At 65.4% G+C, this 23,643-nt stretch carries 18 protein-coding genes and 3 pseudogenes; 6 read left to right on the top strand and 15 right to left on the bottom strand.

Translation table 11 applies throughout. From position 1 onward, the window contains the following. A pseudogene (locus tag ACK5M9_RS13110) lies at positions 1-736 on the bottom strand (IS21 family transposase); the annotation flags it as partial. A 479-nt stretch (positions 737-1,215) separates the two neighbouring features. Between ACK5M9_RS13110 and ACK5M9_RS13105 the strand changes: the two are divergent. Beyond that, positions 1,216-1,410, top strand: a complete 195-nt coding sequence (locus ACK5M9_RS13105) for a hypothetical protein (protein ID WP_416893597.1) — start codon at positions 1,216-1,218, stop codon at positions 1,408-1,410. A 282-nt stretch (positions 1,411-1,692) separates the two neighbouring features. Here the strand turns inward: ACK5M9_RS13105 and ACK5M9_RS13100 are convergent, their stop codons facing one another. The 3 genes from ACK5M9_RS13100 to ACK5M9_RS13090 all read right to left on the bottom strand — a co-directional run bounded on the left by ACK5M9_RS13100 (position 1,693) and on the right by ACK5M9_RS13090 (position 4,291). Beyond that, a complete protein-coding gene (locus ACK5M9_RS13100; RefSeq protein WP_416893593.1) occupies positions 1,693-2,349 on the bottom strand; it encodes a heparin-binding hemagglutinin in 657 nt (218 codons plus the stop codon). A 65-nt stretch (positions 2,350-2,414) separates the two neighbouring features. Next, complete coding sequence (locus ACK5M9_RS13095) at positions 2,415-2,834, bottom strand: helix-turn-helix domain-containing protein (RefSeq protein WP_416893592.1); 420 nt, start codon at positions 2,832-2,834, stop codon at positions 2,415-2,417. Between the two features lie 89 nt (positions 2,835-2,923). Further along, positions 2,924-4,291: a DUF445 domain-containing protein gene (locus tag ACK5M9_RS13090; protein ID WP_416893596.1), complete on the bottom strand. Its 1,368-nt coding sequence runs from the start codon at positions 4,289-4,291 to the stop codon at positions 2,924-2,926. Between the two features lie 179 nt (positions 4,292-4,470). On the opposite strand from ACK5M9_RS13090, the pseudogene ACK5M9_RS13085 reads away from it, so the two are divergent. Beyond that, positions 4,471-5,160: pseudogene (locus tag ACK5M9_RS13085) on the top strand (TetR/AcrR family transcriptional regulator); the annotation flags it as partial. 302 nt (positions 5,161-5,462) lie between these two features. Here ACK5M9_RS13085 and ACK5M9_RS13080 read toward each other — a convergent pair. The 4 genes from ACK5M9_RS13080 to ACK5M9_RS13065 form a co-directional block, all read right to left on the bottom strand. Further along, positions 5,463-6,323 (bottom strand): cyclopropane mycolic acid synthase family methyltransferase, encoded by an 861-nt coding sequence (locus ACK5M9_RS13080; RefSeq protein ID WP_416893591.1) that lies wholly within the window; start codon positions 6,321-6,323, stop codon positions 5,463-5,465. A 91-nt stretch (positions 6,324-6,414) separates the two neighbouring features. Beyond that, positions 6,415-7,278 (bottom strand): 3-hydroxybutyryl-CoA dehydrogenase, encoded by an 864-nt coding sequence (locus ACK5M9_RS13075; RefSeq protein WP_416893590.1) that lies wholly within the window; start codon positions 7,276-7,278, stop codon positions 6,415-6,417. An 89-nt stretch (positions 7,279-7,367) separates the two neighbouring features. Continuing rightward, on the bottom strand, positions 7,368-8,654 hold the full coding sequence (aceA, locus tag ACK5M9_RS13070; RefSeq protein WP_416893589.1) for an isocitrate lyase: 1,287 nt from the start codon (positions 8,652-8,654) through the stop codon (positions 7,368-7,370). 219 nt (positions 8,655-8,873) lie between these two features. After that, the gene (locus ACK5M9_RS13065) at positions 8,874-9,668 is read right to left on the bottom strand and encodes an acyl-ACP thioesterase domain-containing protein (RefSeq protein WP_416893588.1); all 795 of its coding nucleotides are present in this window, start codon (positions 9,666-9,668) and stop codon (positions 8,874-8,876) included. A gap of 145 nt (positions 9,669-9,813) precedes the next feature. Between ACK5M9_RS13065 and ramB the strand changes: the two genes are divergently transcribed. Next, positions 9,814-11,277 (top strand): acetate metabolism transcriptional regulator RamB, encoded by a 1,464-nt coding sequence (gene ramB / locus ACK5M9_RS13060; protein ID WP_416893595.1) that lies wholly within the window; start codon positions 9,814-9,816, stop codon positions 11,275-11,277. Between the two features lie 65 nt (positions 11,278-11,342). Beyond that, positions 11,343-11,840, top strand: a complete 498-nt coding sequence (locus ACK5M9_RS13055) for a carboxymuconolactone decarboxylase family protein (protein WP_416893594.1) — start codon at positions 11,343-11,345, stop codon at positions 11,838-11,840. A 19-nt stretch (positions 11,841-11,859) separates the two neighbouring features. On the opposite strand, the gene ACK5M9_RS13050 is transcribed toward ACK5M9_RS13055, so the two are convergent. The 4 genes from ACK5M9_RS13050 to ACK5M9_RS13035 are packed head-to-tail and all read right to left on the bottom strand — an operon-like array spanning position 11,860 to position 15,624. Continuing rightward, complete coding sequence (locus tag ACK5M9_RS13050) at positions 11,860-12,132, bottom strand: hypothetical protein (protein ID WP_416893587.1); 273 nt, start codon at positions 12,130-12,132, stop codon at positions 11,860-11,862. 2 nt (positions 12,133-12,134) lie between these two features. Then, positions 12,135-13,541 carry a dihydrolipoyl dehydrogenase gene (gene lpdA / locus ACK5M9_RS13045; protein WP_416893586.1) on the bottom strand — a complete coding sequence of 469 codons (1,407 nt, stop codon included), beginning with the start codon at positions 13,539-13,541 and terminating at the stop codon, positions 12,135-12,137. Positions 13,542-13,573: 32 nt separating this feature from the next. Further along, on the bottom strand, positions 13,574-14,101 hold the full coding sequence (locus ACK5M9_RS13040; protein ID WP_416893585.1) for a DUF779 domain-containing protein: 528 nt from the start codon (positions 14,099-14,101) through the stop codon (positions 13,574-13,576). Continuing rightward, positions 14,101-15,624 carry an aldehyde dehydrogenase family protein gene (locus tag ACK5M9_RS13035; RefSeq protein ID WP_416893584.1) on the bottom strand — a complete coding sequence of 508 codons (1,524 nt, stop codon included), beginning with the start codon at positions 15,622-15,624 and terminating at the stop codon, positions 14,101-14,103. The genes ACK5M9_RS13040 and ACK5M9_RS13035 overlap by 1 nt, the downstream gene beginning before the upstream one ends. A 65-nt stretch (positions 15,625-15,689) precedes the next feature. On the opposite strand from ACK5M9_RS13035, the gene ACK5M9_RS13030 reads away from it, so the two are divergent. Further along, the gene (locus ACK5M9_RS13030; protein ID WP_416893583.1) at positions 15,690-17,777 is read left to right on the top strand and encodes a prolyl oligopeptidase family serine peptidase; all 2,088 of its coding nucleotides are present in this window, start codon (positions 15,690-15,692) and stop codon (positions 17,775-17,777) included. 11 nt (positions 17,778-17,788) lie between these two features. On the opposite strand, the gene ACK5M9_RS13025 is transcribed toward ACK5M9_RS13030, so the two are convergent. The 3 genes from ACK5M9_RS13025 to glp all read right to left on the bottom strand — a co-directional run bounded on the left by ACK5M9_RS13025 (position 17,789) and on the right by glp (position 22,362). Then, the gene (locus tag ACK5M9_RS13025) at positions 17,789-19,096 is read right to left on the bottom strand and encodes a cytochrome P450 (protein ID WP_416893582.1); all 1,308 of its coding nucleotides are present in this window, start codon (positions 19,094-19,096) and stop codon (positions 17,789-17,791) included. A gap of 13 nt (positions 19,097-19,109) precedes the next feature. Beyond that, complete coding sequence (locus ACK5M9_RS13020) at positions 19,110-20,909, bottom strand: peroxidase family protein (RefSeq protein WP_416893581.1); 1,800 nt, start codon at positions 20,907-20,909, stop codon at positions 19,110-19,112. 247 nt (positions 20,910-21,156) lie between these two features. Next, positions 21,157-22,362 carry a gephyrin-like molybdotransferase Glp gene (gene glp, locus ACK5M9_RS13015; RefSeq protein WP_416893580.1) on the bottom strand — a complete coding sequence of 402 codons (1,206 nt, stop codon included), beginning with the start codon at positions 22,360-22,362 and terminating at the stop codon, positions 21,157-21,159. Between the two features lie 367 nt (positions 22,363-22,729). On the opposite strand from glp, the pseudogene groEL reads away from it, so the two are divergent. Then, positions 22,730-23,643: pseudogene (groEL, locus tag ACK5M9_RS13010) on the top strand (chaperonin GroEL); the annotation flags it as partial.

The raw sequence follows: 23,643 nt of genomic DNA, 5'->3' as shown, positions 1-23,643 counted from the left end.
CGATCAGGGTGCCGTAGTGCGCGGCGAGCTCGCCGGAGGCCAGATTGATCAGCGGATCGTAGAGATCGGGTCGCGCGACCCCGGTCTTGAGGTTGTCGCACACTAGCCGCGCCGGCACACCGTAGAAGAACTCGAACGCCGCGACATGTGAAGCATTCCAGGATGTTTGGTTCATCCGCAGCACCGGCTGGACGAACAACGCCCGCGAGCACGCCAGGATCATCGCGAACACCCACACCGCGACGCGGCGCCCCGATTGCGGGTCGCGCCACATGCCGAGCTTGCCGTAGTCGATCTGTGCTTCGCTGCCCGGCTCGACCGAACCCCGCGGAACAGTGACTCTGTCCTGGAGATACTTCTCAGCGAAAGTGGTTGTGATGTAGCGACGTACCGTCGACTCCGATACATCCACACCATGGTCGTCGCGCAGGCGTTGGGCAATCGTGGCCACTGTCACCGGCACGCCCAGTTGTTCGGCTATCCACCGGTGATGCGCCCCGATCATCGGCCAGGTCACCGCCCGCACCGTCGGATCGATCAACTCCGGGAACCACCGCCCGATCCGTGCCCGCCATAGCGCCTCGTCGAACTCCTCCGGGCTGGGTTGCAAACCCTCGCCCAACGCCGGGGCCACATACTTGCGGATGGTCTTGCGGTCGATACCCAATGCCTCACTGATCTGCACCTGGGACCGGCCGGCATTCCAATGCCGGAACATCTCCACGAAGTCCGTCACGTTCCACGATCTCCTCGCCACTTAAGGCTCCTTCCAGGACCCCTGGCGGGGCACCCGAACGGAGCGAACCTGCGCAGCACCCCAACCCCCGCCAGACACACCCCAATGGGTGGGGAATTACGTGACGCCGGGTGGGGAATTACGTGACGGACAACCCCTCAAACCTGGGGAATTACGTGACCGCTGACAGCAGTGCGCCTCGGTCAAATCCTCCGTACCCCCTGGTATGCGCCTGACATCGCGCGAACCGTCTGCCAGCACTTGGTCACCGCTGTAGCAAACGCTGATGGCGCCCGGCTCAGCCGCCCGCAGAAACGGTCGTCGGGCACAACCGCTGCGTGAAACGACTCACTCCGGGCCGCCTCCTGACTTCGGACACGGTCTCCGACATTCTGCTTCGTTGGGTCTTTGACCTGTGGGTTTGCGTCATCGGGTGGCCTTTTGGGGTACTAGGCGGGTAGGTTCGCCCGGCGGCGTACGTGCGCAAGGCGCGCACGACCTCGGGCGCGGCGGCGATGCGGGTCGCGCGCAAAGATCAGGGCACGGTGGTGATCCTGGCGCATCTTGGCTCGGCGCATACCGATGCTGAGCTGGGCATTCTGCTCGACCAGGCCCGAGGGATCGTTGCCGGTCGGCACGCCGCACTGGCCGAGCCCGCTTGCTCGCGAGCGTAACGCCAGGGCGAAATCCGGAGCGCAAAATCGCAACCACGTTACGCTCGCGAACGACTCGCACTCACGCCTGGATACTAGGCAAAATGTCCGAACTCAGGCCTGACATCGCGCGAACCGTCTGCCAGCACCTGGTCACCGCTGTAGCAAACGCTGATGGCGCCCGGTTCAGCCGCCAGCAGAAACGGTCGTCGGGCACAACCACTGCGTGAAACGACTCACTCCGGGCCGCCACACAGGACGGTCCGGAGTGAGTCGAACGGGCTCGGTTTCGCCGAATGGCGACTACTTCTGGGTGACCTTCTTGGTCCCAGCCTTCTTGGCCGCAGCCTTCTTGGCCGCAGCCTTCTTGGCCGGAGCCTTCTGGGCCGGAACCTTCTTGGCCGCAGCCTTCTTGGCCGGAACCTTCTTGGCCGCAGCCTCGGGCTTCTTGGGCAGCTCGATGCCGACCAGCTTGGCCGCACGCTCGCCGACCACGCGGGTCTGCGACGCGACGGTGCCCAGCGCCTCCTGGGTCAGTTCGACGGCCTGGTCCACGTAGCCCTCGGCACGCGCCGAGGCGTCCTCGAAGGCCGACTGGCTGCGCAGGCGCTCCAGCGCGTCCTCGCCGCGCTCGACCAGCTCGTTGTAGCGGCTGGTGGCAGCCTCCAGGTAACCCTCGGCGGCCTTGCGCAGTTCCTCGGAGGTGAAGCGCTCGCGCAGCTCGGTCAGCTGCTCGGGCAGGTCCTCCTGAAGCTTGGTCAGGCGGACACGGCTCTCCTCGACCCGGCTGCGGGTGTCGGTGCGAGTCTCCTCGGCACGGTCCCGCAGGTTGCCGCGGGTCTCCTCCGCACGGTCACGCAGATTGGTGATCAAATCGTTCACCGTGGCCAGGGCCAGGTCCGCGGCGCCAAGCGCGGCGAGCAGGGGGGCCTTGATGTCTTCGACGTTGTTCTCAGCCATTGGCTTTCCTTCCATTGTTCCGATATTGGGGTTAACAGCGAGGGATTCAGACTTTGTCCAAGTGATCACTCACCTTTGTCCGATCCGCACGAACATCGCTCACGGGTGGCTTCATTCTGTTCGGCGAACGACCCGTAGATATCCAGCAGGATCTTTTTCTGCCGCTCGGTGATGCCGGTGTCGGTGACGATCGCGTCACGCACCTGACTGGCGTCACTGGGCTCCAGGATGCCGGCTCGCACGTAGAGCACCTCCGCGGAAACCCGCAGCGCCTTCGCGATCTGCGCCAGGACGTCCGCCGAAGGCTTGCGCAATCCGCGTTCCACCTGGCTCAGGTAGGGGTTGCTGACACCGGACCTCTCGGCCAGCTGTCGCATCGACACCTGTGCGCTCTCGCGCTGCGAGCGGATGAAGCTGCCGATGTCAGACGCCACATCCGAGGCCTTGGTGGACACCTTGGCGCCCAACTTGTCCTCTGTCGGCATCACGAATCCTCAACGTTGGTTTTCTTCGGCTTGCGTATGGCCGATGCTACGAAGCAGTGCTTGCAATTGCAAGCGTCCTGCTAGCGATTTCAGAACAGCGCTTGCGCGACGGCGTAGATGAGCAGGCCGGCCAACGCCCCCACCACAGTCCCGTTGATCCGGATAAACTGCAGGTCACGGCCGACGTGCAGTTCGATTCGGCGGCTGGCTTCCTGCGCATCCCAGCGCTCGATCGTCTCGGTGATTATCGCTGTGATCTCGATCCCATACCGTGAAACGAGGTGCTGAGCGGCCCGCACCATCCAGTCGTCGACCTTGTCGCGCAGCTCGGCATCGTCGCGCAACGATTCCCCGACGCGGATCACCGTGCCGGCAACCCGGGTGCGCAGCGCGCTGGAGGGGTCGTCCACGCCCTCGAGGACGAGCCGCTTGAGTGTCGCCCACGCCGTGGCGGCGGCCCTGGCGACCTCGTCGCGCGCCATCAGCTGCTCTTTAACCGCATCGGCACGTTCAATGGTGGCGGGGTCGTGCTGCAGATCGTCGGCGAATTCGAACAGGAATCGGGTCGCCGAGCGGCGCAGTTCGTGACCGGGGTCGCGGCGCACCTTGTCGGTGAAGTCCAGCAACTCGCGGTGGATCCGGTCTCCCACCAAATGGTCGACGAACCGGGGCGACCAGGTCGGCGAGTCCCGCTCCACCACCCGCTGGATGACGACGTCGGCGTTCAGCGACCATTGGAACGCCCGGTCCGCCAAGAGCTGGATCAGGGCTTCCTGCCGATTCTCGGCCAGCAGCGTCGCCAGCACGCGCCCGGCCGGCGGGCCCCAGTGCGGCTCGGCAAGACGCCGCACGATCATCCGGTCGATCACCTGCTGGACGTCCTCGTCGCGCAGCAATTCCACCAGTACCCGCAGCACCGTCGCCGATTCGGCGGCCACCCGTTCGGCGTGCACCGGATCGGACAGCCACCTGCCCAAACGGCCGGGCACCTGGGCGTCACGCAGCTTGTTCTCCACGACCTCCGCGGACAGGAAGTTCTCCCGCACAAAGGTGCCCAGCCCCTCACCGAGCTGGTCCTTCTTGCGCTCGATGATCGCGGTGTGCGGGATCGGAATGCCCAACGGATGTTTGAACAGCGCGGTCACCGCGAACCAGTCGGCCAGAGCGCCCACCATCCCCGCCTCGGCGGCCGCACCGGCGTACCCGACCCAGGCGGGGGCGTCCAGATGCGCCTGAGCCCACCGGCAGAACAGGAACGCCACTGTCGCGCCGAGCAGAAAGCCCAGCGCGACGGCCTTCATTCTGCGCAGTGCGGTACGTCGCTGGGCATCCGCGGCCGGATCGGCCCCGGCGAAGGACTCTGCCAGGGACGTGTGCGTGACAGCCTCGGCCGGCGACTCGGCTCCGCGGACCGCCGGCGGCCCCACGCTCGATCCCTCGGCATCGCGAGCCATCACGTCGTCAATCCTGTGCGCCACCACACCATCATCGGCCATAACGGCCACCGATTAGTGTTACCCCCGGTGTTCGGAGGTAGCGCGCCCCCCGTGCGGAACCTCCCGGGCGGGACCTCACCGGCCTCATAAGCCTCACAAGCCGTAATATCGACGCGTCTAGTGAACGGAAATCCGCGACAGTGGCACAGCACATCACGTCCGGCGCCGGCAAGACCGATGGCCGCAAACGACGCTGGCACCAGCACAAGGTGGACCGGCGCAACGAGTTGGTGGACGGCACCATCGAGGCGATCCGCCGCCAAAGCCGATTCCTGAGCATGGACGACATCGCCGCCGAGATCGGCGTGTCCAAGACCGTGCTCTACCGCTACTTCGTCGACAAGAACGATCTGACGACGGCGGTGATGATGCGCTTCGCGCAGACGACGTTGATTCCCAACATGGCCGAGGCGCTGTCATCGGACCTCGACGCCTTCGACCTCACCCGCGAAGTCATCCGCGTCTACGTCGAAACGATGGCAGCCGAACCCGAGCCGTACGGATTCGTGATGGCCCACAGTTCGGGCAGCAAAAGCAAGGTGCTCGCCGACTCCGAGCGCATCATCGCCCGCATGATCGCGGTGATGCTGCGCCGCCGCATGCGCGACGCGGGCCTGGACACCGGCGGCGTGGAGCCCTGGGCCTACCTGATCGTCGGCGGGGTGCAGCTGGCCACCCACTCCTGGATGTCCGACCCGCGGATGACCAGTGATGAGTTGATCGACTACCTCACGATGCTCAGTTGGAGCGCGCTCTGCGGGATCGTCGAAGCCGGCGGATCGCTGGAGCAGTTCCGCCGGCAACCGCATCCTTCTCCGGTGGTCCCGGCCATAGTCCCATCCCCGGAGGACATAGCCCCCTCCCCGGAACAGCCGCCGCAGTCCGGCCCGAGTTCGGGCATTTTGCCTCGTACCCAGGCGTGAGTGCGAGTCGTTCGCGAGCGTAACGCCACGGCGAAAACCGAAGCGCGAAATCGCAGCCACGTTACGCTCGCGAAGGACTCGCAACCTAGCTAAGGCGATTCACATCCGCGACCGGAGCAGGGTCGAACCAGCATGAATCCGCGCGCAAAAGCCATTCGGGCAAACTGCGAACGAGCTACCGGCAAAGGGCGGGCCGCAACACCGACGACCTACTTGACCAGCGTGAACTGCCCCACATTGGAGATGCCCTTGTGGAAGAACTTCTCGCACCCGGTCAGGTAGTGCATGTACTTGTCGTAGATCTCCTCGGACTGCATCTCGATGGCCTCGTCCTTGCTGGCCTCGAGATTGTCCGCCCAGATCCGCAGCGTGCGCTCGTAGTGTTCGCGCAGCAACTGCACCTTCTCGACGGTGACGCCGGCATCCTCGCCGAATTTGAAGATGTCCTCCTGCGCCGGAAGCTGCCCGCCCGGGAAAATCTCCTTGCCGATAAACCGCATAAAGTGAATGTCTTTCATCGTGACGGAAATGCCACGCTCGGAAAGCTGCTTCATCGGGTGTGCCAGAATTGTGTGCAGCAACATCCGGCCGTCATTCGGGAGCACGTCGTAGGCACGTTCGAAGAATGCCGCGTACCGCTCCATTTTGAATGCCTCGAAGGCGCCGATGGTAAAAATCCGGTCGACTTTGTCGTTGAACTCTTCCCAACCCTGCAACCGGATGTCCACGGTGCGTTCGGTGGGCACCTTGGCCAGCCTTTTCTTGCTGTATTCAAACTGGTTGCGACTCAGGGTGATACCGACGACATTCACATCGAACTTTTCGACGGCGCGCTGCAGTCCGCCACCCCAGCCGCAGCCGATGTCGAGCACCGTCATGCCCGGCTCGAGGTTCAACTTGCCCAACGCCAAATCGAATTTGGCGTTCGACGCCTCTTCCAGAGTCATGTCGTCACGCTCGAAGTAGGCACACGTGTACGCCATGGTCGGATCTAGAAATAGTGCGAAGAACTCGTCCGAAACGTCGTAGATGGACTGCGACTCTTCGTAAAACGGCCTCAAGTCGGTCATGCTGCTCCTCTGTTTATCGCCGAAATCGTACCCGATGCTCTCGACGGCTGTCACACAGCGGACCGCGGGGGCCGACGGGTGCAGCGTGGTTTCAGTAGGTGTGGAAACCCCGGCCCGATTTCTTCCCCAGGTGACCCGCCTCGACCATCCGCAGCAGCAGCGGCGGCGGCCCATAGTGCGGTTCCTTGAATTCCTCGAACATCTTGTCCGCGATCAGCTTGAGCGTATCCAGGCCGATCAGGTCGGAAAGCCGCAGCGGGCCCATCGGGTGGGAGAGCCCCGCGACGACGGCCTTGTCGATGTCTTCGACGGTGGCCAGCCCCGCCTCGAGCATGCGGATCGCGGACAGCAGATAGGGCACCAGCAATGCGTTGACCACGAAACCGGAACGGTCCGCACAGCGCACAACCTGTTTGCCCAGCACCGAGCCGGCGAAATTCTCCACCCGTGCGGCAGCGTCCGCGTCGGTGACCAGGGAGCTGACCAGCTCGACGAGCGGCAGTACCGGAACGGGATTGAAGAAGTGCAGGCCCAGCACACGCTGCGGGTTCTGGGTCGCGGCAGCGATCTTCATGATCGGAATACTGGAGGTATTGGAAGCCAGCACGGCGGCGGGATCGGCGATCACCCGATCCAGCTCGGCGAAGATGCCGGCTTTGACCGCTTCGTCTTCGACGACCGCCTCGACGACCAGTTGCCGGTCGGCCAGGTCGCCGAGGTCGGTGGTGAAGGTCAGCAGGTCCAGTGCCCGGTCACGCTCATCCTCGGTGACCTTGCCCGCGCGCACTCCCCGGTCCAACGACTTGGCCAGCCGGTTGCGGCCCGCGGTGAGAAGCGCCTCGGTTGTCTCCAACACCGTCACGTCGACGCCCGCGCGCACGCAAACCTCGGCTATGCCGGCACCCATCTGCCCGGCCCCGACGACGCCGACGCGCTGAATGTCCGTATCGCTCACTGTCATCTCCACTTGTCGGCCGCGCCGGTACCGGAATCGGGCCCCGCCCGGGCTGCGCGGGGCCCGATCACCAATCTAGTTCACCGATCTCAGTGGAACTGCCCCTCTTCGGTCGAACCTGCCAGCGCGGTGGTCGAGGAGGTCGGGTCGACAGTGGTGGCGATGCGGTCGAAGTAGCCGGCGCCCACCTCCCGCTGGTGCTTGGTGGCCGTGTAGCCGCGTTCCTCGGCGGCGAATTCGCGCTCCTGCAACTCCACGTAGGCGGTCATCTGGTTGCGGGCGTAGCCGTGGGCCAGATCGAACATCGAGTAGTTGAGGGCGTGGAAGCCGGCCAGGGTGATGAACTGGAACTTGAAGCCCATCGCACCGAGCTCCCGCTGGAACTTCGCGATGGTGTCGTCGTCGAGATGCTTGCGCCAGTTGAACGACGGCGAGCAGTTGTAGGCCAGCAGCTGATCGGGGAACTCCGCCTTGACTCCCTCGGCGAACTTCTTGGCCAGTGCGAGATCGGGAGTACCGGTCTCCATCCAGATCAGGTCCGCATACGGCGCGTAGGCCCTGGCCCGGGCGATGCAGGGCTCCAGTCCGTTCTTGACCCGGTAGAAGCCCTCGCTGGTGCGGTCGCCGGTGATGAACGGCCGGTCACGCTCATCGACGTCGGAGGTGATCAGCGTGGCCGCCTCGGCGTCGGTGCGCGCGATCACCACCGTGGGGACGCCGGCGACGTCGGCTGCCAGCCGCGCCGAGGTCAGGGTGCGAATGTGCTGCTGGGTCGGGATCAGCACCTTGCCACCGAGGTGACCGCACTTCTTTTCCGACGCCAGCTGGTCCTCCCAGTGCGATCCGGCGACGCCGGCGGCGATCATCGCCTTCTGCAGCTCGTAGACGTTCAGCGCGCCGCCGAAGCCCGCCTCTCCGTCGGCGACGATCGGCGCCAGCCAGTTCTGCACCGATCGGTCGCCCTCGACCTTGGCGATCTCGTCGGCCCGCAGCAGCGCGTTGTTGATCCGGCGCACGACCTGCGGTACCGAGTTGGCCGGGTACAGGCTCTGGTCGGGATAGGTGTGGCCGGACAGGTTGGCATCGCCGGCCACCTGCCAGCCGGACAGGTAGATGGCCTTGAGGCCCGCGCGAACCTGCTGAACCGCCATGTTTCCGGTCAGGGCACCCAGGGCGTTGACGAAGTCCATCTCGTGCAACTGCTCCCAGAGCACCTCCGCGCCGCGGCGGGCCAGGGTGTGCTCCTCGACGACGTGGCCCTGCAGCGCCACCACGTCCTGCGGAGTGTAGGTGCGGGTGACACCGCTCCATCGGGGGTTGTGGTCCCAGTCGTGCTGGATCTGTTCTGCGCTTTGGGGGGTTCCAACAACAGACATTGGACGGCTCCTAACCGGTTGACTTCACTGGAGTGTTAACACGACCTTGACACAGTGCGTTGCCGCAGGTCCAGCGCCTTACATGCCAATTTCGGCTACCCCAAGGGGGCATTTTGCTAATTTTGCGAAGCCAGCTACGAACTGAACCGTTCCAGACGCCACCCCGCGGCAACCTCAATAACGCAGGTCAGATGCAAATTTAACCGGACGCTTGTCCTGTTAGAGAGCGAACAGCGCTGCCACGGCTTTCGTCTCCTCGCCGACCGCATATGTGAGCGTTGTAACAACGCGGTCGACCATCCCCGGACCGAAATTGTCGGTCGAATTCGGCGGGTGGACGTGGGCGATGATGTCGAGCTTGTCGCCGAACGCGACCGGCGCCTCGTGCTCGATCACCACGCGCAGCGGCCCGGCGAGCAACTCGTTGTGGACGGCCAGGTAGTCCTCGACCACACTCCAGTAGACCGAGTTGTTCACATGGTCGAACAGATCGATGTCCGTCACGCGAACGGGAAATCCACGGGTTTCCGCGGCATCATCGCGACTGCCCGGTTTGAGATAGCCCTTCCAGCGCAGCCGATCCACCGCGGTGGTCTTGTGCAGACCCGCCAGGAAATCGTCGCCGATGCGCGCGGGCATCTCGGTTTCCCTGTTGACGTGAATCCAAAACGCCTCGGACTCGATCAGCCCGCCCTTGCGGCCGTCGATGCGCACCCGCATCTCACACCACCGGTTCGAGGTGCCCGAACACCAGCGCCGGCAGCGCAGCATGTCGGAGTATTCGATCGGCCGGATCAGATCGACCATGGTGCGCCGCACGATCCACAGCGGGTGGGTTTCCTCGAAGCCCAGTTCCCGAAGGTGATCCTGGCCGATGTCCTGAATGTGGCGGCAGGCCGCGTCCAGCCGCAGCCGGCCGGTCCGGTCGATATCGGCGACGCGCAGCGGCCATTCGCGATCGAAGACGTCCGGATGACCGTCGGGCACCGGCATCAATTCTTTGTCCAGGCTCACCCTGCTGCTCCCCGTCCACTTCGCCTCGGTACTCCCGGGTTCACCCGGGAAGGCCGATGCGAATCATGCCAACGGGCCGAGGCAAACACCAACTGGCCAACTTTGTTAATAACACGCTTTGCAAATGGCGCGTAGGCTGAGTCCGGTGTCGAAGACGTTCGCCGGCGCACGTGTCCGCCGGCTGCGCAACGAGCGTGGTTTGAGTCAGGCCGCGCTGGCTGCGATGCTCGGCATCTCGGCCAGCTACCTCAACCAGATCGAACACGACGTCCGGCCGCTCACGGTGGCCGTGCTACTGCGGATCACCGAGGCGTTCGGGATCGACGCAACCTTCTTCGCCTCCGCGGACGACACCCGGCTCGTCGCCGAACTGCGCGAGGTGACCATCGACCGCGACCTCGGCATCGACCTGGAGCCCGCCGAGCTCGCAGAGGTGGCCGGGGCGCACCCGGCCTTTGCGCGTGCTGTGGTGAACCTGCACCGCCGCTACCGGATCACCACCGCACAACTGGCGGCGGCCACCGAAGAGCGCTACTCCGACGGGAGCAGCGGCAGCGGATCCATCACCATGCCCCACGAGGAAGTGCGCGACTACTTCTACGAACGCCAGAACTACCTGCACGAACTCGACACCGCCGCCGAACACCTGGCAGCCACGATGCGGTTGCGCCACCGCGATCTGGCAGGCGATCCGGCCGACGATCCGGCAGGGGATCTGCCGCGCGAGCTGACCCGGCGACTCACCGAGGCACATGGGGTGCGGGTCACCAGGCGCCTCGACCTGGGCGAGAGCGTGCTGCACCACTACGACCCCGGCACCAGGACCCTAAAAATCAGCAGCCATCTCGCACCCGGCCAGCAGGTCTTCAAGATGGCCGCCGAATTGGCCTTTCTCGAGTACGGCGACCTGATCGACACCCTGGTCGCCCAGGGACAGTTCACCAGCGACGAATCGCGCATCCTGGCCCGTCTGGGCCTGGCCAACTATTTCGCTGCCGCCGCCGTCCTGCCCTACGGCCAGTTCCACGACGCAGCCGAGACGTTCCGCTACGACGTAGAACGGCTGTCGGCGTTCCATTCGGTCAGCTACGAGACGATCGCCCACCGGCTGTCGACGCTGCAGCGGCCGTCGATGCGGGGCGTGCCGCTATCTTTCGTCCGGGTGGACCGGGCCGGGAATATGTCAAAAAGGCAATCCGCCACCGGCTTTCACTTCTCTTCGACGGGCGGCACCTGTCCGCTGTGGAACGTCTACGAAACCTTCGGCAACCCGGGCAAGATCCTCGTACAGGTCACCCAGATGCCCGACGGCCGCAACTACATGTGGGTGGCACGCACCGTCGAGCGGCGGTCCGCCAGGTATGGTCAGCCGGGGAAAACCTTCGCGATCGGGCTCGGCTGCGAAATCCGTCACGCACACCGGCTCGTCTATTCGGAAGGACTTGACTTGTCGGGGAACGCGAAGATCGCGGCCACGCCCATCGGCGCCGGATGCCGGGTATGCGAACGGGACAACTGCCCGCAGCGGGCATTCCCCGCCCTGGGGCGCACACTCGATCTCGACGAGCATCGCAGCACCATCTCGCCCTACCTGGTCCGGCGGACGTGACCGGCAACCGGATCGACCGTATCCCGCCGGGCCGCCTCCGCCAGTTGGGACCGATCAACTGGCTGATGGCCAAGGCGGCCGCGCGCACGGTGCACGCCCCCGAGATGCACCTGTTCACCACACTGGGCTACCGGCAGTCCCTGTTCTGGACATGGTCGCTGTATTCCGGACGCCTGCTGCGCGGCCGGTTGCCCCGGATCGACACCGAGCTGGTGATCCTGCGCGTGGCACACCTGCGGTCCTGCGAATACGAGCTTCAGCACCATCGCGGCATGGCCCGCCGTGCCGGCCTGGACGCGCAGACCCAGGCCGCGATCTTCGCCTGGCCCGCCGCGGCCGGCGGCGACGGCCCCCGCAGGGTCCTCAGCGCCCGGCAGCAGGCGCTGCTGGCCGCGACCGATGAGCTGATCAACGACCGCTCGATCAGCGGCGACAGCTGGAAACTGCTGGCAGCGCACCTCAACAAGCCCCGGTTGATCGAATTCTGCCTGTTGGCAACGCAATACGATGGTCTGGCGGCGACCATCACCGCCCTTGAGGGTCCGCTGGACCATCCACGCTGAATCCCGGGTACGGCCCACCTCAAAGGTAGACGCTGGCCAGCACGGCCAGCGTCAGGACCACCGGCAGCACCGGCAATCCGAACGCGAATGCCGCCCAGCCGAGATCCCGGCGCGCAAGTATGCGCCTGCCCCGGATCACCGAAGCGGCCGCCAGCCCGGCCGAAAGCACCAGCACCACCAGACTCCATGTGCCCGCCGTGCTGAATCGGTCGCCGATGTCGACCGCGATCAGCCACCCGACATAGCCGGCGAGCAACCCGCCGATGGCGCCGGCAACAACCTGCGCGCGCATCGTCAGAAATTGATCATGTGCCCGGCCAGTCCGTGGAAGCACTCCTGCAGCGCCTCGGACATGGTCGGGTGCGTGTGTACGTTGCGCGCCAGTTCAGCCGCCGTGAGGTCCCACTTCTGGGCGAGTGTGAGCTCGGGCAGCAGTTCGGACACGTCGTGGCCCACCATGTGCCCGCCCAGCAGCTCGCCGTACCTGGCATCGGCGATCAGCTTCACGAACCCACTGGGGTCGCCGACACCGTGCGCCTTGGCGTTCGCGGTGAACGGAAACTTGGCCACCACAACGTCGTGGCCTTCCTCGCGGGCCTGCTCCTCGGTGAGGCCGAAGCTGGCCACGTTGGGCTGGCAAAACGTGGCGCGCGGCATCATCCGATAGTCGCCGAGCGTCAAAGTCTCTGCACCGGCTATGGTTTCGGCAGCCACCACGCCCTGCGCCTCCGCCACGTGGGCCAGCTGCAGTTTGCCGGTGACATCGCCGATCGCGTAGATGTGCTCCGCGCTGGTCTGCATGTAGTCGGTGATGCCGATGGCGTTGCGGTCGGTCAACGCGACGCCCGCCCTGTCCAGGCCGTAGCCCTCCACGTTCGGCGCGAACCCGATGGCCTGCAACACCTTGCCGGCCTTGAGTTCCTGGGTCTGGCCGTCCTTGCTGACCACGACCGTCACCGCGGAGCCACCCGACCCACCGGTGTCGGTGATCGATTCGACTTTGGTACCCGTGAGAATCTTGACGCCGGACTTCTTGAATTGCTTCTCGATCTCCTTGGACACCTCGGCATCCTCGTTGGGCAGCACCCGCGGCAGGAACTCCACGATGGTGACGTCCACGCCGTAGTTGTTCAGCACGTAGCCGAACTCCATTCCGATGGCGCCGGCACCGGCGATGACGATCGCCTCCGGCAGCTCCCGGGACAGGATCTGCTCCTCGTAGGTCACCACGTTCGCCGACAGGGACGTGCCGGGAACCAGCCGGGTACTGCTGCCGGTGGCAATGATCGCGTTGGTGAATCCGACGGTCTCGGTGCCGCCGTCGTTGAGCTCCACCTCCAGCGTGTTGGGGTCGGTGAACCGCCCGTAGCCGTGGATCTCGGTGATCTTGTTCTTCTTCATCAGGAAGTGCACACCGGTAACCCGGCCCTCGGCCACCTTGCGGCTGCGGTCGAAGGCGGCGCCGAAATCGAAGGTGACCTCACCGCTGATGCCGAATGCCTTGGCCTCCTTGGTGAAGATGTGGGCGAGTTCGGCATTGCGCAACAACGCCTTGGACGGGATGCAGCCGACATTGAGGCAGACACCGCCCCAGTACTTCGGTTCGACGATGGCGGTGGTCAATCCCAGCTGTGCGGCGCGGATTGCCGCGACATATCCGCCGGGGCCTGCTCCTAGAACGACAACATCAAAGTGGGTCACGGGCTCTACCCTAGTGGCCCGGGGACCCCGCGTTAATAGGGCAGCACGGGTTTCGGGCACGCTCCCGGCGCGTTGTCCGGGTCGCCGCCCCGAACAACACCACCTCGTACCGACGGCCGTTCGCCACGCTGGTAGCCGGCACCGGTGATCACCGGGACCGCATGCAGCAATCGTTGCTCGGCCTCGGTGAATACCCGGCCGCGGCTCAGAAAGCGCACACCCTCGGGCGCTTCCAGGCTGAACCCGCCGCCGCGGCCAGCAACCACGTCGATCACCAGCTGGGTGTGCTTCCAGGTTTCGTACTGCGGACCCGAAATCCACACCGGGACAGCGGCTTCGTCGTCGTCGGAGCCGCCGTTGGAGCCCAGGTCCAGCATCCCCAACAGCACGTCACGATCGCCCACGACGAAGTCCGATCGGGGATAGCACATCGGCGAGGATCCGTCGCAACAGCCGCCGGACTGATGGAACATCACCGGCCCGTGCCGCAACTGCAACGTGGCCAGCAGTTCCGCGGCATCGGCGGTGATCAGCGCACCCGGGGGCGCACCGGCATTCATCAGAAGAAGCCTTGGGCCTTGTTGCTGTAGGAGACCAGGAGGTTCTTGGTCTGCTGGTAGTGGTCGAGCATCATCTTGTGGTTTTCGCGGCCGATGCCGGACTGTTTGTAGCCGCCGAATGCCGAATGCGCCGGGTAGGCGTGGTAGCAGTTGACCCAGACCCGGCCGGCTTTGATGTCGCGTCCGGCCCGGTAGGCGGTGGTGCCGTTGCGGCTCCACACGCCGGCCCCCAAGCCGTAGAGGGTGTCATTGGCGATGCGCATCGCCTCGTCGTAGTCGCCGAACCCGGTCACCGCGACCACGGGGCCGAAGATCTCCTCCTGGAAGATCCGCATCTTGTTGTGGCCGCTGAAGATCGTCGGCTGCACATAGAACCCGCCGGAGAGGTCCCCGCCCAGCTCGGCGCGCTCGCCTCCGGTGACCAGCCGGGCGCCCTCGGCCTTGCCGATCTCGATGTAGGACAGGATCTTCTCCATCTGGTCGTTGGAGGCCTGCGACCCGATCATGGTCGTGGTGTCCAGCGGGTCGCCCTGGCGCACCGCCTTGGTGCGGATCGCCGCCAACTCCAGGAACTCGTCATGAATGTCGGACTGGATCAATGCCCGCGACGGACAGGTGCACACCTCGCCCTGATTCAGGGCGAACATGGTGAACCCTTCCAGGGCCTTGTCCTGGAAATCATCGTTGGCGGCCAGCACATCGGAGAAGAAAATGTTGGGGCTCTTACCGCCCAACTCCAGGGTCACCGGGATCAGGTTCTGCGAGGCGTACTGCATGATCAGCCGTCCGGTGGTGGTCTCACCGGTGAACGCGACCTTGGCGATCCGGTCACTCGACGCCAGCGGTTTTCCGGCCTCGGCGCCGAACCCGTTGACCACGTTGAGTACCCCCGGCGGCACAAGGTCACCGATCAGCGACATCAGATACAGGATCGAGGCCGGGGTCTGCTCGGCCGGCTTGAGCACCACCGCGTTGCCCGCCGCCAGCGCCGGCGCCACCTTCCAGGCCCCCATCAGGATCGGGAAATTCCACGGAATGATCTGCCCCACCACACCCAGCGGCTCGTGGAAATGGTAGGCCACGGTGTCCTCGTCGATCTGCGACAACGCCCCCTCCTGGGCGCGCAACGCCGACGCGAAATACCGGAAATGATCCGCGGCCAACGGGATATCGGCCGCCAGCGTCTCGCGGATCGGCTTACCGTTGTCCCACGTCTCGGCCACCGCCAACGCCTGGGTGTGCTCATCGATCCGATCGGCGATCCTGTTCAGCACCGCCGCCCGCTCCGCCGGCGACGTCCGCCCCCACCCGGGCGCCGCACCATGCGCCGCATCCAAAGCCTTCTCGACATCGGCCTCATCGGACCGCGGAATCTCGCAGAACACCTGCCCGGTCACCGGCGTCGGATTCTCGAAATACCGGCCCCCCACCGGAGCCACCCATTGGCCCCCAATGAAATTGCCGTACCGCGACTCGAACCCCATCACCGCATCCGGCGAACCCGGACGTGCAAAAGTCGGCATGAACTCAGCTCCTCGTCAGTTCACCTGCTACAACTCACACTACTCGCGCAGTCACAATGGATCCCATGACTTCCGAGCATCCCGAGACGGCCGGCGCCGCAGGTACCGGCACCGCCGCCGACCCGCACCTCTGGCTGGAAGACGTCACCGGCCAAAAGGCCCTGGATTGGGTGCGGGCGCACAACGCGCCCACCACCGCGCAGTTCTGCGACGGCGAATTCCAGCGCTTGCGCACCGAGGCGCTGGAGGTGCTCGACACCGACGCCCGCATCCCCTACGTCCGGAGGCGCCGCGAGTTTCTCTACGACTTCTGGCGCGATGCCGCCAACCCGCGCGGGCTGTGGCGACGCACCACCCTGGAGAGCTACCGAACCGACACCCCCGACTGGGATGTGCTCATCGACGTTGACGCGCTCGGGCGCGAGGACGGGCGGAACTGGGTCTGGAGCGGCGCGGACGTCATCGAGCCCGAACTCACCCGAGCACTGATCAGTCTGTCGCCGGGCGGCTCGGACGCCGTTGTGGTGCGCGAATTCGACATGGCCACACGTGAATTCGTCACCGGCGGGTTCGAGTTACCGGAGTCCAAATCGCAGATCGGCTGGGAGGATCCGGACACCGTCCTGGTGGGCACCGACTTCGGCCCCGGCTCGATGACCGATTCCGGCTATCCGCGAATCGTCAAACGGTGGCGGCGCGGCACACCGTTGGACGCTGCGGAACTGATTTTCGAAGGTGAGCGCGCCGACGTCAGCGTGGGTGGTTCTGCGGATCGCACACCGGGTTTCGAGCGTACATTCATCTATCGATCCCTGGATTTCTGGAATCGGCAACGCTACGAACTGCGCGGGGCCGAACTGATTCCCATCGACATTCCCACCGATGCCTCCGGGATGTCCGTGCACCGCGAATGGCTGCTGATCAACCTGCGCACCGACTGGTCGCCGTCCGGCGGCACCGGCACAACGTATCGGGCGGGTTCGCTGCTGGCCATCGACTACGACGAATTCCTGTGTGGCAGCCGCGATCTGCACATCGTCTTCCAACCCGACGAGCATGTCTGCCTCTATCACTACGCCTGGACCCGGGACCGGCTGCTGATCGTCCTACTGGCCGATGTGGCCAGCAGGGTCGAGGTCGTGACCCCGGGAAGTTGGCGGCGCGAACCGCTGTCCGGCATACCCGGCGCGACGAACACCGTCATCACCGCCGCCGACGACACCGGCGACGAGTTCTTCCTGGACTCCAGCGGATTCGACGCACCGTCACGGCTGCTGCGCGGTACCGGGGACGACACGCTGGAGCAGATCAAATCCGCGCCCGCCTTCTTCGCCGCCGAGAACATCTCGGTGTCACAGCATTTCGTCGCCTCCAAGGACGGAACCCCGATCCCCTACTTCCTGGTGCGCCCCGCAGGACCCGAGGGGCCCAAGCCAACCCTGCTCTACGGATACGGCGGATTCGAAACCTGCAATACACCCGGGTACAGCGGGGTGTTGGGCCGGCTGTGGCTGGCCAGGGGCGGCAGCTACGTCCTGGCCAATATCCGCGGGGGTGGCGAATACGGGCCGGACTGGCACACTCGTGCGATCCGCGAAGGCCGGCACAAGGTGGCCGAAGATTTTGCGGCGGTGGCCGACGACCTGGTGCGCCGGGGAATCACCACGGTGAGCCAACTCGGAGCACAGGGCGGCAGCAACGGAGGCCTGCTGATGGGGATCATGCTGACCAGCTACCCCGACAAGTTCGGGGCACTGGTGTGCAACGTGCCCCTGCTGGACATGAAGCGCTACCACCTGTTGCTGGCCGGCGCCTCGTGGGTCGCCGAATACGGAGATCCCGACGACCCCGACGACTGGGCGTTCATCTCCGAATACTCGCCCTACCAGAACATCTCACCCGACCGGAACTATCCGCCGATCCTGTTGACCACGTCCACCCGAGACGACCGGGTGCATCCCGGCCACGCTCGGAAGATGACCGCCGCACTCGAAGCCGCCGGCCACCGCGTCTGGTACTACGAGAACATCGAAGGCGGGCACGGTGGCGCCGCCGACAACGAACAACTCGCGTTCAAGTCGGCGCTGAGCTACTCGTTCCTGTGGCGCATGCTGAATCCAGGCGGCACGCCCGACGCCGGCGGAAACCGCTAGCCCGCGGAACCCTAGGTCGCCACCTTGAATCCGTACAGGTCGAACACGTGGGGCAGCGGTTTGGCGGCGTTCAGCCGCTTTCCGGACAGGTGGGTCGCACCGGTGTCGATCAGTCCGGCCAGCACCGCCTGGCCGAGGAACGCCGACAACCCGGCCCCGGGGCAGCCCTGCGGCCCGTGACTGAAGAAGTTGAACGACCAGTCGTCACCCGCGCCTCCACTCACCCACTCCTGCGGCGAGAAACGGTCCGCATAGCTGATGCGGTCTCGGTTGCGATGGTTGAACACGTTGTAGATCAGCACCTGCCGCCCCTCCGGGAGTACGGCGCCGTTGGGGAACTCGACGTCCCGGGCGGCCACCCGGCCGAACAGCTGGGTGGTGGGCCACAACCGCATGGCCTCGAAAAGACACCCGGCCAGGTAGTCCAGCTTCGCAATACCGGCCGCCGACTCGATGTCGGCGCCGGCAATTTCGGCCTTCGCCTCGGCCAGCTGATCCTGATGGCACGCCAACGCGCCAAGGGCGCGAAATACGTTGGCCCCCAGGGTGTCTCCCATCGCAAACATCCAGTGCACCAGCTGGCCGGCGCGCGTCGATCCAGGATCGGGCGCCTGCGAGACCAGCGCGGCAAGGCTGCCCTCCGGCGGGTTCGCCAGATAACCCTCGATCCGGCCGATGAACTCGTCGTACCGCGGTGCCGGTTCACCCGGCATGCGGTTGCCCGCCGACATCAGCTCGCCAAGCAGCTCGGTGAGGCCGGCGTCATCGGCGGCGGCATCACCGAACAACACGCGCCGCGTCATGGCTTGGAAGGCCGTGTTCACCCGTGGCCAGGTGATGGCCTCGGCGGCCAGGCTTTTCGCGGTGTCCGCGGCGACCTCGGCGAACGGTTGGGCAAGCCGGTGCATCGGCTTGCCGGTGTCGAGCACCGACTCGGCGAACTTGCGCCGCGTTTCCCATTCCGGAGGCCTGGAGATGGTCAGGCCGTCGGGCTGAAACGCCGTCATGCCCTTGCGTTTGGCCTCCGGGTCGGACGCGAACGGATCCGGCGAACCGCCCAGCACGAACTGCAGATCGTGCGGTTGGTGCACCAGCAGGGCTTCGTCCTTGGCGACCCGAACATAGAACGGCTCCGGGCCGTGGCTACGCACCATCCCCTCCACCAGTCGGTAGCCGAGGTAATCGGCTCCGACGGTGGCCGCAATCCGGCTGGGCAACACCCTCTTGTTGAACAGCCCGAGGATTACGTTGGGGACAGCTACCTGCGTGGTGAACCTGATTCCCTCGATCGCTGACGCGTGTTTGAAATCAGCACTCACCGATTCAACTCCCTTACGGCATGTAGGCGCGCACAGTGTCGGCCAGACGAACGATGCGGGGCTTCTTCGTCTCGGGGTCGGCACCCAATTCCGGCCACGGCGCGAAGACCCGCTCCACGTCGCCGATCACCGGCTGCAGCTCCGGATAGTGACGCAGCATGACGTCTTTCATCGTCGTGTGGTTGACCCAGTCGAATCCGACCGGGGTGTACACCTCTTTCGTGAAGTCGTTGGTGAAGAACCGGTCGCTCTTCAGCCGGCGCGAGGCCATCAGGATGAAGATGCGGAACGCCGTGTCGGAGAATCCGAAACCCTTCGGCGGCTGCTCGGACTGCATGCCGATCTGCAGGTCGACCATGTCGACGTCGCCCTTGTAGATCTCGTTGATCTCCTTGGCCCACTGCTTGTTGGGCGTGATCTCATCGATCGACTTGCGCCGGGGCATCCGCAGCATTTCCCGGAAGTCGTTGTAGCGGTGCACACCCCGCTCCCGGTCCCGCACGATGTCCAGTGTCGCCAGGTCGGTGTGCTGTCCGTCCACCCGGGTGAGGTTGCGCAGCGCGTTCGGGTAGTTGTGCAGACAGACCGCACCGGCACTGGCCAGACCGAACGAATACCACAGGTCTCCGATCTCCATGCGGTCCATGAAGTCGCGGGTGTACTGGCCCTGCAGCTCGGTGAAGTAGCGCTTCTCCAGGTGCTCTCCGGACGCCAGCGAGTAGAAGTCCCAGTCGTCGGGGATCAGCGGGTGCATGCGGTAGACGGCCACGAACTCCTCGGTGAAGGAGAACGGGGCGGAATGGTGGTCGACCGGCGATCCCAGGATCCCCGAGAACACCTCGCTGTCGCCGAGGCGGCCGATACGGTCCTTGAACTTCTCGCCGAGTGCGCCGTACCAGTTGGAGTTCATCCCGATCTGCAGCGCGGGGTGGCGCAGCACGCACGTCGTCCACTCGACGGTGTGAATCTTGGCGATCAGCGCCGATACGACAAGCACGCCGAGCTCGAAGAGTCGTTGGTCGTCCAGTTCCGGGTACGCCTTCTTCAGCGCATCGCACACCGCGTTGTGCTCTTTGGCGAACATGGTGTGCAGAATCCCGACACCGACCCACCAGTTCTCCCGCATACCGGTCAGGTCGATCCCGGCGATGTCGCTTTCGGGCAGCCGGCCGTCGTCGTTGACCTTGATCTTGCCGTCGACGAAGGTGCGAACCTCGGCCTGTCGCTCGCTGCCACTGCCGTAGATCTGCGACCCGTCCCACCAGTGGGTCTCTTGGTTGTTGAAGATCGGGGCCGGGCAACCCTCTGCGACTTTGCCGCTCATCGGAACGGTATGACGGATCTTCATCGGGTTCTCCGGGAAGTCGTCCCCGTCGCCCAGCGGCACCTCGATGTTGTCGCCGGCTACGCCGTTTCCGTGGAAGAACCAGTTGTGGTTCTCGAACTGCAGCCAAGCCGCGGCCAGGGCATTGACGATCCCGGCGGGCTTGAAGGTGTCGCGAGCCATCAGCTTCCGGCTGATCTCCCGCGGGTCGGGGTCAAGGATCTTGCTGACATGGGTGATCGCCTTGGCGGGAGGAGTGTTGCGTCCGAAGCCCGATCCCATTTCACCCATGTGCGGGCAGGAGAGGTCGTTCCAGGTGCCGTCGGGCGTGCGGGCTCGTTTGACTTCCTCGGTGGGCTCGCCGAGATCCACCGACGAACGGATGCCTTCGGCCTCGTAGAGGTTCTTGGTGCGCAGGTCGTCGCGCAACCCGCTGAGCGCCTTCAGCTGGAGGATAAGCGAAGGATGTTCATACCACTGACGACTCACCTGGACCACCGTTCCTTGTTGGATGTCTCGTTCAACTCTGACAGGGGCAAATCACAACGCGCACAACGCTTTCAGCCTCCATGCCCGTCGGCTACATACCTCTCCGGCGATGGGCAGCTCGCCGCACACAAGTTACCTGCGAGATTGATCATATGCACACGTCGGACAGCCTGTAAATGTAGGGCAGGCAAATACTCGAACGCACCCGGGAAGGGGCGGGAGCGGGCAATCGGTGTGGTGATCGCGGCTACCTCAAATCCCAAACCGCGACCTCGGTTCCGGCGGCCAGCTCGACTACGTCTTCGGGAATATCGAGCAACCCGTTGGCCGAGGCGAGCCACCGCAAGTGGTGTGACGCCGGTGGCCCGAAGCTGGTAACGCCACCGGTGACGGCGTCGAATACCCCGCGTCGGAATTGCCGCCTGCCCCGCGGCGAGGTCACCGCCTCGGTCAGCACCGCGGTCCGCCGCGGGCGGTGCGGATCCGGCAACCCCATGGCGGTGCGCAGGGCCGGCCGGAGAAAAACCTCGAAGGACACCAGCGCGCTGACCGGGTTGCCGGGGAAAGTGACGATGGGCGTGCCGGCGACGCGGCCGAGACCCTGGGGCATGCCCGGCTGCATCGCGACCTTGACGAAGTCCACGCCCCCGTCCCCGTCTCGACCGAAGGCGTCCTTGACCACTTCATAGGCCCCGGCGCTGACACCGCCGCTGGTGATGATCAGGTCGGTCTCGGCGGCGTACCGATCCAGAATGGCAGTGAACTGCTCGACGTCGTCTCCGGCCGTCGGGCTGGCGACCACCTCGGCACCGGCCTCGCGGACGGCGGCGGCCAGCATCACCGAATTGGATTCGTAGATCTGCCCGGGCCGCAAGGGGGTACCGGGCGAGATCAGCTCCGAACCCGTCGAGATGACCAGCACCCGTTGCCGCGGGATCACCGCAAGCTCGGCCAATCCCAGTGCCGCGGCTAGGCCGAGGGCGGCCGGCGTGAGCACCTGGTCCCGGCGCAGCACGGTCGTGCCGGCTTCGACGTCGTCCCCTGCCCGGCGGATGTGCCTGCCGGGCTCCGCGGGTTTGCCGATCGCCACCGAATCCGCGCCACCGTCGGTGACCTCCACCGGGACGATCCCCGTCGCACCCGCGGGCAGCGGCGCACCCGTCATGATCCGGTGCGCGGTGCGGGGCCGCAGGGCCGGCACATCGCAGCGGCCGGCCGGGATGTCTTCGGTCACCGGCAGCACCACCGGGTGCTCACCGGTCGCGTCGGCGGTGTCTTCGGCGCGCACCGCGTAACCGTCCATCGCCGAGTTGTCGAACACCGGCAGTGACAGCGGGGCGACGACGTCGCCGGCCAGCATCAGGCCTTGCGCCGCCGCCAGCGAAACCGTGGCCGCCGGGCGGGCGCGGATCAGATCCATGACGGCCCGCTGATGGTCCTCGACTGAACGCATCGGGCCATTATCGGCCATCCGGCCCCGCCGGCGGCCTCCCCCGGGGCCGATCGAATCCCCGAGCGTAACGCTGCTGCGAAAAGCCGCGCCGAAAAACGCACTGGCGTTACGCTCGCGGCATCACCACCCCTTTCTTGCACTCGACATAGGCGAGTGCTAAGAATGACATTGGCACTCGCGACTGGCGAGTGCCAGGTCGGGACGGTGAGGCCAGGCCATCGTCGTGCGATGACGTCGTGGGATGACAACGTCGTACAACGACACCTGAGCCGTCCGTCGCGGGCACTGCGCCCGGCCAGCGTAAGTAACGGGGTTGCCGTCACCCGGCGGCCCCCTTCCATTCCCGATCCGGAGGAATCACTTCGCAATGGCCAAGACAATTGCCTACGACGAAGAGGCCCGCCGTGGCCTCGAACGGGGCCTGAACAGCCTCGCCGACGCGGTAAAGGTGACGTTGGGCCCCAAGGGCCGCAACGTCGTCCTGGAAAAGAAGTGGGGCGCTCCCACGATCACCAACGATGGTGTGTCCATCGCCAAGGAGATCGAGCTGGAGGACCCCTACGAGAAGATCGGCGCCGAGCTGGTCAAGGAAGTAGCCAAGAAGACCGACGACGTCGCCGGCGACGGCACGACGACGGCCACCGTGCTGGCCCAGGCGCTGGTCAAGGAAGGTCTGCGCAATGTGGCCGCGGGCGCCAACCCGCTCGGCCTCAAGCGCGGCATCGAAAAGGCCGTCGAGAAGGTCACCGAGACCCTGCTGAAATCGGCCAAGGACGTCGAGACCAAGGAGCAGATCGCGGCGACCGCCGGCATCTCCGCGGGCGACCAGTCGATCGGCGACCTGATCGCCGAGGCGATGGACAAGGTCGGCAACGAGGGCGTCATCACCGTCGAGGAGTCCAACACCTTCGGCCTGCAGCTCGAACTCACCGAGGGCATGCGGTTCGACAAGGGCTACATCTCGGGCTACTTCGTCACCGACGCCGACCGTCAGGAAGCGGTTCTCGAGGACCCCTACATCCTGCTGGTCAGCTCCAAGGTGTCGACGGTCAAGGACCTGCTGCCCCTGTTGGAGAAGGTCATCCAGGGCGGCAAGCCGCTGCTGATCATCGCCGAGGACGTCGAGGGCGAGGCACTGTCCACGCTGGTCGTCAACTAGATCCGCGGCACCTTCAAATCGGTGGCGGTCAAGGCCCCCGGTTTCGGTGACCGCCGCAAGGCGATGCTGCAGGACATGGCGATCCTCACCGGTGGCCAGGTCATCAGCGAAGAGGTCGGCCT

It is taken from the genome of Mycobacterium sp. (assembly GCF_047975165.1).
Lineage (GTDB): Bacteria > Actinomycetota > Actinomycetes > Mycobacteriales > Mycobacteriaceae > Mycobacterium.
This window is presented reverse-complemented; position numbering and strand designations above follow the sequence as displayed.